This is a genomic window from Emticicia agri (assembly GCF_004168285.1).
Classification (GTDB): Bacteria; Bacteroidota; Bacteroidia; order Cytophagales; family Spirosomataceae; genus Emticicia; species Emticicia agri.
Window position 1 is genome coordinate 20,247 of the sequence record NZ_SEWF01000065.1, and the last position, 9,457, is coordinate 29,703.

The 9,457-nt window shown below is 39.6% G+C and carries 9 protein-coding genes and 1 pseudogene; 4 read left to right on the plus strand and 6 right to left on the minus strand.

The genetic code is table 11. From position 1 onward, the window contains the following. Positions 1-15: 15 nt before the first annotated feature. From EWM59_RS24685 to EWM59_RS24705, 5 genes are all read right to left on the minus strand, one after another. Positions 16-1,044 carry a hypothetical protein gene (locus EWM59_RS24685; protein WP_130023911.1) on the minus strand — a complete coding sequence of 343 codons (1,029 nt, stop codon included), beginning with the start codon at positions 1,042-1,044 and terminating at the stop codon, positions 16-18. Beyond that, positions 1,041-1,745, minus strand: a complete 705-nt coding sequence (locus tag EWM59_RS24690; protein WP_130023912.1) for a hypothetical protein — start codon at positions 1,743-1,745, stop codon at positions 1,041-1,043. Before EWM59_RS24690 ends, EWM59_RS24685 begins: the two co-directional genes overlap by 4 nt. Next, positions 1,742-2,278 carry an RNA polymerase sigma factor gene (locus EWM59_RS24695; protein WP_130023913.1) on the minus strand — a complete coding sequence of 179 codons (537 nt, stop codon included), beginning with the start codon at positions 2,276-2,278 and terminating at the stop codon, positions 1,742-1,744. Before EWM59_RS24695 ends, EWM59_RS24690 begins: the two co-directional genes overlap by 4 nt. 161 nt (positions 2,279-2,439) lie before the next feature. Continuing rightward, positions 2,440-3,303, minus strand: coding sequence for a TolB family protein (locus EWM59_RS24700; protein ID WP_130023914.1), 864 nt, complete (start codon positions 3,301-3,303; stop codon positions 2,440-2,442). 102 nt (positions 3,304-3,405) lie between these two features. Then, positions 3,406-4,089 carry an OmpA family protein gene (locus tag EWM59_RS24705; protein ID WP_130023915.1) on the minus strand — a complete coding sequence of 228 codons (684 nt, stop codon included), beginning with the start codon at positions 4,087-4,089 and terminating at the stop codon, positions 3,406-3,408. A gap of 173 nt (positions 4,090-4,262) precedes the next feature. Here EWM59_RS24705 and rsmA point away from each other — a divergent pair, with 173 nt between their 5' ends. From rsmA to dtd, 3 genes are read left to right on the plus strand one after another with little or no spacing between them, the layout of a single operon-like run. Then, positions 4,263-5,042: a 16S rRNA (adenine(1518)-N(6)/adenine(1519)-N(6))-dimethyltransferase RsmA gene (rsmA, locus tag EWM59_RS24710; RefSeq protein ID WP_130023916.1), complete on the plus strand. Its 780-nt coding sequence runs from the start codon at positions 4,263-4,265 to the stop codon at positions 5,040-5,042. A gap of 9 nt (positions 5,043-5,051) precedes the next feature. Continuing rightward, positions 5,052-6,407 (plus strand): magnesium transporter, encoded by a 1,356-nt coding sequence (gene mgtE, locus EWM59_RS24715; RefSeq protein WP_130023917.1) that lies wholly within the window; start codon positions 5,052-5,054, stop codon positions 6,405-6,407. A gap of 5 nt (positions 6,408-6,412) precedes the next feature. Beyond that, positions 6,413-6,865 carry a D-aminoacyl-tRNA deacylase gene (dtd, locus tag EWM59_RS24720; RefSeq protein WP_130023918.1) on the plus strand — a complete coding sequence of 151 codons (453 nt, stop codon included), beginning with the start codon at positions 6,413-6,415 and terminating at the stop codon, positions 6,863-6,865. Positions 6,866-7,060: 195 nt separating this feature from the next. On the opposite strand, the gene EWM59_RS24725 is transcribed toward dtd, so the two are convergent. Beyond that, entirely contained in the window at positions 7,061-8,425 is a 1,365-nt protein-coding gene (locus EWM59_RS24725; RefSeq protein ID WP_130023919.1) for an aldehyde dehydrogenase family protein, read from the minus strand. Between the two features lie 397 nt (positions 8,426-8,822). Between EWM59_RS24725 and EWM59_RS28475 the strand changes: the two are divergent. Continuing rightward, positions 8,823-9,457: pseudogene (locus EWM59_RS28475) on the plus strand (transposase); the annotation flags it as partial.

The window sequence follows — 9,457 nt, forward strand, 5'->3', positions numbered from 1 at the left end:
ACTGTTTGTTTAATCTTACTTACCAAAGCGTAAACCTATGATGTAGTTGGTACCATTAATCTGCCTGGGGCTGTCAATGGGTAGGGTGTAGGTATAATTGGTATTGTTTATATCGGCAATCTGAATATTGTTAGGGGCTATCTGCACAAACAGGCTGACATATTTATAACCAAATGTGCCTGTCAGGGCAGTTTGCACAGGTTTATATTTAATACCCAAGTATGGGCTATTAGTTATAGATAAGTAATTATCCATAATTTTTTCCCCGCTGATATTATTCAATGAAAGAGCTAACTTTACTCCGAGTCCTATCCTGAAACTTTGCTGACCTTTTTTGTTAGTAAAGTTGATAGTAGGTTGTAATTCTGTAAAAAAATTACTGGAATGAATCTTTCGAGTAGGCTGGTTATTTATGTATGAACCAGGTATTGACGGAACAGAAAACCTTAAAGGGATTCTATTGATTTCTGTAAGAATTATTTTGGTGGTAATAAAATCTAAGCCAAAACCATACCTTAATGAAACAACTTTACGGCTTTTTACCTTGAGTAATTTATCATAATAGCCTCCGATTCCAAACATACTTGCCGATTCGCTATGAACCTTAAATATACTGGCATACGGAAACCCATCATCTGAGCAATTGCAAACAGGCCCCATAAAATGCGCCTTATATTTAGCCCCAAAAATACCTGACCGATAACGATGAACAGAGGCCATCGTTACACCTGTGAATATATTCAGGTTCATATTTCTGAACCATTTTTTCGGGGTAACTGTCGTATTAGATTCCCGGTTTTTCAAATCGTCGGCTTCTTTCAGACTTACTTCTTCGCTTAATGAAAAGTTTTTTTCAGAGCGCTTTCTTAATTCTTTAAACAGCAGGTTTAAATCATATTTCCCGATTTCTTTCAGGTCTTCGGGATTTTCGGTATAAAAAACAACTTTGGCTTTTTTACCGATTTTAGCAATCAGAGAGTCTTCTTTAGCGTAGGTAGCAAAACTAATCAGCATAGTCACAGTGAGTAAAAAAAGCTTTGTCATGGTTTAAGAGATTTAGGCGTTGTTATTTTAGTTGTATCATGAAAAAAACTTCTTTCCAGATAAGCCCATACATTTCTGGGTTCAATATTTAATTCACGCAGGTCTATTTTTCCTTCTGTATTCAGGTTTTTGATTTGCCTCAAAGCACGTCTGGCAAAAGATTCCCGTGCCATCATTTCATCAGGAATAAGCGGTAATTCCAGCGTAGTTACTCTTTGTGCCTTAAAGGCAACCGGGTATTTACGCAAGTCTTTTGAGTTCTCAGTTTCAAGCGTTTTGCTGATGCTATTCAATGGTGTTACCTCTGTTATTAACATTTTTTCCTGTACTTCATCGGGCTGAATACTGTCTTGTATTGGCATTGGGGTAATTATTGCTTTTTTGCTTACCCCATTTTTGGGCGTATCAGGTTTAGTCTGAGAGGTAATTTCAGTTCTGGATTGAGGGATAGAAGTAGCGGTATTCTTAATCACAGTATGCGTTAATGGTGGAGTGGTAGCAGGATACAAAAAGAAATAAAATGATAACCCCACAAGCACCACGCTGGCAGCTACCCAATACCAGACAGATACACTTATACGGACTTCCTGCTGGTCTAATCCGGCTTCTACACGTTCCCACAGTTGTGAATCGTTGAAGAACACATCAATATCAGATAGATTATCTATTTTATTTTTGATATTTTTTTCTTCCGGTGTCATACTACTTTTTTCATGGTAAGTGTTTTTTTTAACAGCATTTTGGCCTTAAACAATTGTGAACGCGAAGTGCCTTCAGTAATATTCAGTATGTCGGCTATTTCGGTATGCGAATAGCCTTCGATGACATACAGATTAAACACTGCCCGATAGCCGTCGGGGAGCGAAGTGATAAGGTCAAGTATTTCCCGACCACTCATATCCTCTTCAATACCTACGTCTGTTGCTTCAATATCTTTTTCTGCATCTAATGCCTGAATAAGAAAACTACGATTACGGCGTAATAGCTTTAATGATTGATTTACTACAATACGCTTCATCCAGGCTTCTGTCTGCGCATCTGATTGGTATTGAAATGTTTTAAAGCCTTCAAAAATAAGTGTAAATGCTTCCAGACAGGCATCTTCTGCATACTGTCGGTCGTTGAGGTAACGAAAACCCAATCGTAGAAAAGGCTTCGAAAACAAATCGAATATTGCTTTCTGTGCGTTCCTGTTTCCGGCTTTACAATGATGTATAGTAGCTTTTAAATCCATTTCAATGACAATAATCCGGGTAACACAGCAAACGTTGCCTGAGGGAGGAAATTTTTAAGAAGGATGAGGGTATTGGAGGACAATGAAAGTTTTTTCGTAGAGACGCATGCAATCGTGCGGCGAACCGTGCGTCTCTACGAAAAAACTATAAGGAATTAAAATTACTCACTCACCACCACTGCCAATTTATTATTATCTTTATTGACAGCCAAACGGGTGATTTTTTTAAGCATAGGCAGATTTTCAGTGTCAATCAATTGCCATTCTTTGCTTTGTTTGGGTTTATAGGCATAGAGTTTTTCGCCATCGCTGGTCAGAATATAGCCGTTGCTTGTCCAGGTAATGTCTTCTGATTTACCAACGGTATTCACAATAGGAGTAATGGTTTTGGTGGCCGGGTCATACTGCCTGATTACCCATTGTTCAGCAGATTTATCAATAAAACTAAAAGTAGCCTGATTAGGGATTTTATGTAACGAACGCCCGGGTTTTGGCGCAATAATGGTGTTTTCTTTAGTAGCAAGGTTATATTCATGCAGATTATTGGTCGAGTCGGCCAGTACAAATAGCAGCAGCCTACTGGCGTCAATCCAGATATGATAGCCTACTTTCAAGGTATTAATCAGTACTTTAGGAGGGCCGCCGCCAATCAGGTATTGCCCTAAATCCTGTTGTCCGTTATCACGCTGAATAATGCAGGAAAAAAAATATTCATTGGGAGTTATGGTAGGCGAGTATTCTCTTTCTCGGGTATTGGTAATCTGACGGATAACGCCTTTTTCGAAATCGTAAGACTTAATATCTGTTCGTCCGCTGTCGTTGGCAGAAGCATAATAAACAAATGGTAAAGCCGGATGAAACGAAGGCTGATTATCGTACCCTGTATGTTCGGTAATATTGACGGGGTTTGATAAGGTAAATTTGTTGTTTCTGACGTTTATATCAAGCAAATAAATTTCTGTGCCTCCCTGAGCCAACCCTGCCATTGGCAACAGTAGATAGAAGAAAATAAGGATTCGGGTCATATAGTTGGTTTTTATTCCAAATGTATCATAAATTCTGAAACAAAAAAATCGGAGCAGCTATGTAGCTACCCCGATTACGGTTTCGGTAAGAATAGTTATGAATTATCTTATCGAACTCGTTCCGTTGACTATATCTTCACGAAGCTCATTATCGGCTACTATGATAAAATCTACTCTTCGGTTTTTATTTCTACCTGTCATCATCTTGTTCGAATATTTAGGTATTTTCTCCCCATATCCATCTACCAAAAGTCTTTTCTCATCAATACCTGCACCTTTCAGATAGTTGGCTACCTGAACGGCTCTTTTTCTTGATAGTTTGTCATTATATTCTTTACTGCCTGTGGCGTCGGTATGCCCGTTGACTACTACAAAGGTATTAGGCATTTGTTTCAGTGAGTAAGCTACTCTTAGCAAATCCGACTTGGCTTCTTTATTAATCATGTATGAATTTACATCAAATATATTCCCCTTATTCATAGTAACGATAATCCCTTCATCGTAGGTCTCTACCATAGCTATATCACCTATATTTTCGTTCAAGGCCGGAACATATTCAGACATAATTCTTTTAATTTCTGTTCCCGAAGCACCTCCTAATGAAACGGTTGAAATAGAAGCCTGCTGGGCTTGCGGAGGCGGCATCATGGTGGTTTGGTCGTCGTTAGTAGTTGACATATCTCTTCCTGATACGCCACCTGTTGATCGACAACTCATATTAGTATAGCCCACTGCTAATAAAGAAGCGGCTAAAACAAGTGATTTTGAAACGATGTTACGTTGCATGGCTTTAACTGATTTGTTAATAATTTATTAATAGTGTTCAAAAAAGCAGTCCAGATGCCATATTTCAGGAAAAAACGCTGAAACAGCGCAAAATCATAGACAAGATGTAGAGGATATTCAACAAAATCAGGGCAATGCCGTGTCATTCTTGGGATAAAGAACTAATTTTGAGCATGCAAAAAGTCAAACCTAAAAAACACCTCGGGCAGCATTTTCTTAAAGATATGAATGCCGCCGAACGGATTGTGAACCTGCTTTCACGCCATAAAAACTATACAAAGGTTTTAGAGATAGGCCCGGGTATGGGTGTATTGACACAGTTTTTACTGAAAAAGACTGATTATCAGACCTCTGTCGTAGAAATAGACACCGAATCGGTAGCGTATCTGAACACCCATTTTGCAGATTTGGGCGACCGTATTTTTTCGGAAGACTTTCTGAAAATGAATCTGGCGAATCTGAAAGGATTTGATAGCACCGAACCAATGGCTATTATCGGTAATTTCCCTTATAATATCTCTTCCCAGATTTTTTTTAAAGTATTGGAGCACAAAGATACGGTAGTAGAAGTGGTGTGTATGTTGCAGAAAGAAGTAGCTAAACGCATTGCCTCACCACCGGGTAACAAAGATTATGGTATTCTGAGCGTACTTTTACAGGCATTTTATGATATTAAATATGAGTTTACAGTTTTGCCAGGTGCATTCAACCCTCCGCCAAAGGTGGATTCGGGGGTAATAAGCCTGCGCAGAAATGCCATAGATAAACTGGAGTGCGATGAGAAAAAGTTTTTTCAGGTAGTAAAAGCAGGTTTTAACCAACGACGGAAAACCCTGCGGAATGCTTTAAAACCTATTGGACTGAATTTTGAACATGAATTATTAAACAAGCGTGCTGAACAATTGGGCGTGGCAGAGTTTGTACTACTGACAAAGGCATTTACCGAAAACTAACAAGTGGGCATGACTACTTTTGAGCTAACCAAGGAGTACATAGAAAAACTGGAAGCGGCTATTGAGCAGAAAGATGAAAAACTGCTGAAAGCCGAAATGGACGAGTTGTATCCGGCTGATATTGCTGGTATTCTGCTTGAGCTTGATGGAGCACAGGGGCATTATCTGATTACCTTACTGGATACAGAAACAGGCGCAGAGATACTTTCGCATATTGACCCTGAGGTTCGTAAAACGTTCATTAAAGAACAGTTTACGGTTGAAGAAATAGCTAAGTATGTAAATATATTTGATTCTGATGATGCCGCCGACTTATTGAATGAGCAGACGATTGAGGTAAGGGAAAAAGTAATTGCTTTACTGGACGACCGTGAACAAGCCCGCTTTATTATTGATTTGATGTATTACCCCAAAGACATTGCCGGGGGGCTGATGCAGAAAGAATTGGTAAAAGTAAATTCTAACTGGACCGTAAGCGAATGTGTGGAGGAAATCAGGCGGCAGGCAGAAGATGTAGAAAAGGTATTTGCCATCTATGTAATAGATGATGACCAGAAACTGCAAGGCATAGTATCATTGAAACAAATTGTACTGGCCCGGAAAAATACTAAAATAGAGAATATTTTAGACGACGATATTGTATTTGTAGAAACAACCGCCAAAGCCGAAGAAGTAGCCGAACTGATGCAGAAGTATGATTTGGAGGCTATTCCGGTAGTAAATACTTTAGGCAGGCTTTTAGGGAGAATTACGATTGACGACGTGATTGACTTTATTACAGATAAAGCCGAAGAAGATATTCAGGTAATGGCGGGTATCACAGGTGAGGCCGAGGAAGACGATAGTGTATGGCAACTGGCCAAAGCCCGTTTACCGTGGCTGGTGGTGGGGGTAGCCGGAAGTCTTTTGGCGGCTACTGTTATCAAAAGTTTCGAAGCCGAGTTTCAGAAAGTAGCTGCGCTGGCCGCTTTTATTCCGATTATGGGTTCAACGGGTGGCAATGTAGGTATCCAGACCTCATCGCTGATAGTACAAAGCCTTGCCGAAAAAACCGGAATTACTACCAGTTTATGGCAACGTTTACTAAAAATTATTTTAGTAGCGCTCGTAAATGGCTTGGTGATTGGTGCATTGGCAGGGGCTTATATTTACCTGATAGGTGAGCCTGACCTTTTTTTAGTGGTTTGCTTTTCTTTGTTATCAGTAGTAGTATTAGCGTCTTTTATGGGTACAGTTACTCCACTACTATTAGATAAAATAGGGGTGAATCCGGCCATAGCCTCCGGGCCATTTATTACTACTGCCAACGATATTATTGGCATTGGTACATACTTAATTATCGCAGATTTATTATTACACTTATAACCCTCATGATTGCAGTTATACAGCGGGTAAGCCAGGCATCGGTAACGATAGATACTATCGTAAAAGGACAAATCGGTATAGGCTTTATGATACTATTAGGCATTACGCATACCGATACACAGGAAGATTTGGAATGGCTTTCAAAAAAAATAGTAGGATTACGTGTATTTGGTGATGCAGAAGGAAAAATGAATTTGGATATTTCAGCCGTTGAAGGAAATATCCTGCTGATTAGCCAGTTTACGCTACATGCCAATACCAAAAAAGGCAATAGGCCTTCATTTATAGAAGCCGCTCGCCCAGAGGTAGCTATTCCACTCTACGAAAAAATGATTGCCCAACTGACACAGGATTTAGGCAAGCCCATACAAACCGGAGAGTTTGGTGCTGATATGAAAGTATCGCTATTGAACGACGGCCCTGTAACCATAATTATTGATTCCAAGAACAGGATTTGATAGTTATAAGAATAATGATAGGGATTGATTAGATTGAATGAAAATTTTTTTGTAGAGACGACATGCATGGCGTCTCCACGGGCTTTTAACTGTGCATAAATGTTCTATTGTTTTATCTCCTTTACATGATATTTGTTAAATAAGATAGACCAATGGAGACGCAAAGCATTGCGTCTCTACGAAAAAAACTATCAATCACCCCCTCAAATGCCATGCCTTAGGTTTCACAAAGGCTCTGATACCTGCGTGAGATAGTGTTGCACCAAAGCCCGAGTTTTTACGTCCGCTCCAGGGTAGAGGGGCAGATACACGGTCGCAGCAATTCCAGTAGCCTGTTCCAGCATTGACCTGTTTCAATATCTTTTCTGCACGCTTTTTATCAGTTGTATATACTGCCGCTGTCAGCCCGTATTCCGTATCCTGCATCAGTTTAGTAGCCTCTTTATCGTCTTTTACTTTCATGATACCAATAATAGGCCCGAAAGATTCATCTTTCATCACACTCATTTTATGGTTGACATCTACCAACACCGTGGGCTCAAAGAAATACCCCTGCCCGGCTATGCTTTTACCTCCAATCAGTAGTTTTGCTCCTTTTTTCAAGGCATCCTGCACCTGATTTTCTAAAAACTCTAATTGCGACTGACGGCTTAAAGCCCCAATATATACACCCTCTTCTTTTGGCTGACCAATCTTGTAGCCATTCACTTCTTTTACAAACTCCTCTACATATTGGTCATAAACCTTTTCATGTACATAAATCCGCTCAACGGCGCAACAACTTTGGCCGTTGTTATAAAATGCCCCATCGGCTGTTCCTGCTGCTACTCCCTGAATATCCGCTACATCGTCGGCTACATAGAGCGGGTCTTTACCGCCTAATTCCAGTTGGCAAGGCACCATTTTGTGCGCTACTTTTTCGTAGATAAACTGTCCGGTACGGTATGAACCTGTAAAGAAATAGCCATCTAAAGGCATTTCTAATAGAAGTTCACCCACTTCTCTTGCGCCAATAGCTACCTGAAAAACATCCTCAGGTACACCTGCTTTTTTGAGGTATTTCTCAATTTTTTGTCCGGTAAGAGTCGAAAATTCAGAGGGTTTATAGAAAACGGCATTGCCACCGATTAAAGCAGGAATAAACACATTTACACCTACTAAAAAAGGATAGTTCCATGCCGATATATTACAGATTACGCCCAAAGGCTCGTAAGAAATCCTTTCAGTGAGGTTGTCCTGACGGGTAACTACTTCGTCTTTAAGGTATTTCTGAGCGTTTTCTACAAAGTATTTGATTCTTGCTCTTGCACCATTTACCTCGTTTCGGGCTTGTTGTAAAGGTTTGCCCATTTCAGAAGTAAGTGTGGCTGCGAGTTCTTCTATATTTTCAGCAATCAATTCAGAGAACTGCGCAATAATAGAGATACGCTTTTTAAGTGGTACTCTCGCCCACGCTTTCTGTCCTTTTTGCAGGGTTTTGAGTTTTGCCTGAAGACTTTCAGCATTATCTTCAACCAGAGTAGTAATAATTTCTTCGGTAGCCGGATTTATAACTTGCATTGTGCTTAATGAAACAAATGGATTGTGGGTAATATTGATACAACAAAGCTACAAAATAATACAGTAAAAGAGAATATTCGGGCTACTAACAGCTATTAATAAAGAATGATAGCAAGTTATACTAAATCCTGATGCGTTGCATACAAACATGAGTCATCCCGAATTTTGGGACTGGTAAATAAAAAAAAGAACCTTCTGGTTAAATTTGTGAATCACTACAAACACAAATCAATCAGGAGGTCTTTTTATGTTTACAATATTATCAAAAACTAAGCAAACACACAATAAGACAGGTGCTTTTCTTCTAAGTCAATCCAGTCAATATCTTCAAAGTATTCTCACAAAACTTGATTCTCAAATAGATAAGCGTCTAAGCCGTACATTTTTTGATTTATTTATGGCCATACTGGTTTTCCGCAATCAGAAAATGGGTTTATTATTAAGCGAGTTAGGGGCTTACATCTGTGGTTTTGCCCATGCCCCAGCAGGCACCAAACGCATCAGTAATCTACTTCGGAGTAAGAAATGGGAAAGTAAATTAGTTGACAATTTTTTGTTTGCAAAGGCCAAAGAACGCATCAGAGATTTACAGGCAAGAGGTCTTCGTCCACTGTTATTGTGGGATGATAGTCGGATAGAAAAACCAGAGTCTTGGTTCATGGAGGGCTTATGTAGTGTAGAAAGTAGCAAAGGGAAACGATTAACCAAAATCAAGAAAGGTTTTTACCATCCACCAGCCAGTCGGATTTGTGTACCAGGTTTTCATTGGACAGCTACGATGGTATCAGCTTTGGGAGAAATCCCCTCGGTGTGTCAAATGAGTTGGTGGACCAGTAGAGGTAAATACAAGGAATTGGCTTCGAATATCATGTTCCGAATGCTCAAAAAACTCAACAAGTCACTCATCGTAAAGGTTTTACATGTACTTGACAGAGGCTATGCTTCTGCATGGACTATTGAATGGATGATGCACTTTGAACAGGATTTTCTGGTTCGTTGGAAAAAGAATATTTTGCTCATTCATCCACAAAA

Coding starts and splice junctions, on each gene's coding strand:
- rsmA (WP_130023916.1), top strand. CDS start 4,263: ATGCAAAAAGTCAAACCTAAAAAACACCTCGGGCAGCATTTTCTTAAA.
- EWM59_RS24725 (WP_130023919.1), bottom strand. CDS start 8,425: ATGCAAGTTATAAATCCGGCTACCGAAGAAATTATTACTACTCTGGTT.
- dtd (WP_130023918.1), top strand. CDS start 6,413: ATGATTGCAGTTATACAGCGGGTAAGCCAGGCATCGGTAACGATAGAT.
- mgtE (WP_130023917.1), top strand. CDS start 5,052: ATGACTACTTTTGAGCTAACCAAGGAGTACATAGAAAAACTGGAAGCG.
- EWM59_RS24695 (WP_130023913.1), bottom strand. CDS start 2,278: ATGGATTTAAAAGCTACTATACATCATTGTAAAGCCGGAAACAGGAAC.
- EWM59_RS24685 (WP_130023911.1), bottom strand. CDS start 1,044: ATGACAAAGCTTTTTTTACTCACTGTGACTATGCTGATTAGTTTTGCT.
- EWM59_RS24705 (WP_130023915.1), bottom strand. CDS start 4,089: ATGCAACGTAACATCGTTTCAAAATCACTTGTTTTAGCCGCTTCTTTA.
- EWM59_RS24700 (WP_130023914.1), bottom strand. CDS start 3,303: ATGACCCGAATCCTTATTTTCTTCTATCTACTGTTGCCAATGGCAGGG.
- EWM59_RS24690 (WP_130023912.1), bottom strand. CDS start 1,745: ATGACACCGGAAGAAAAAAATATCAAAAATAAAATAGATAATCTATCT.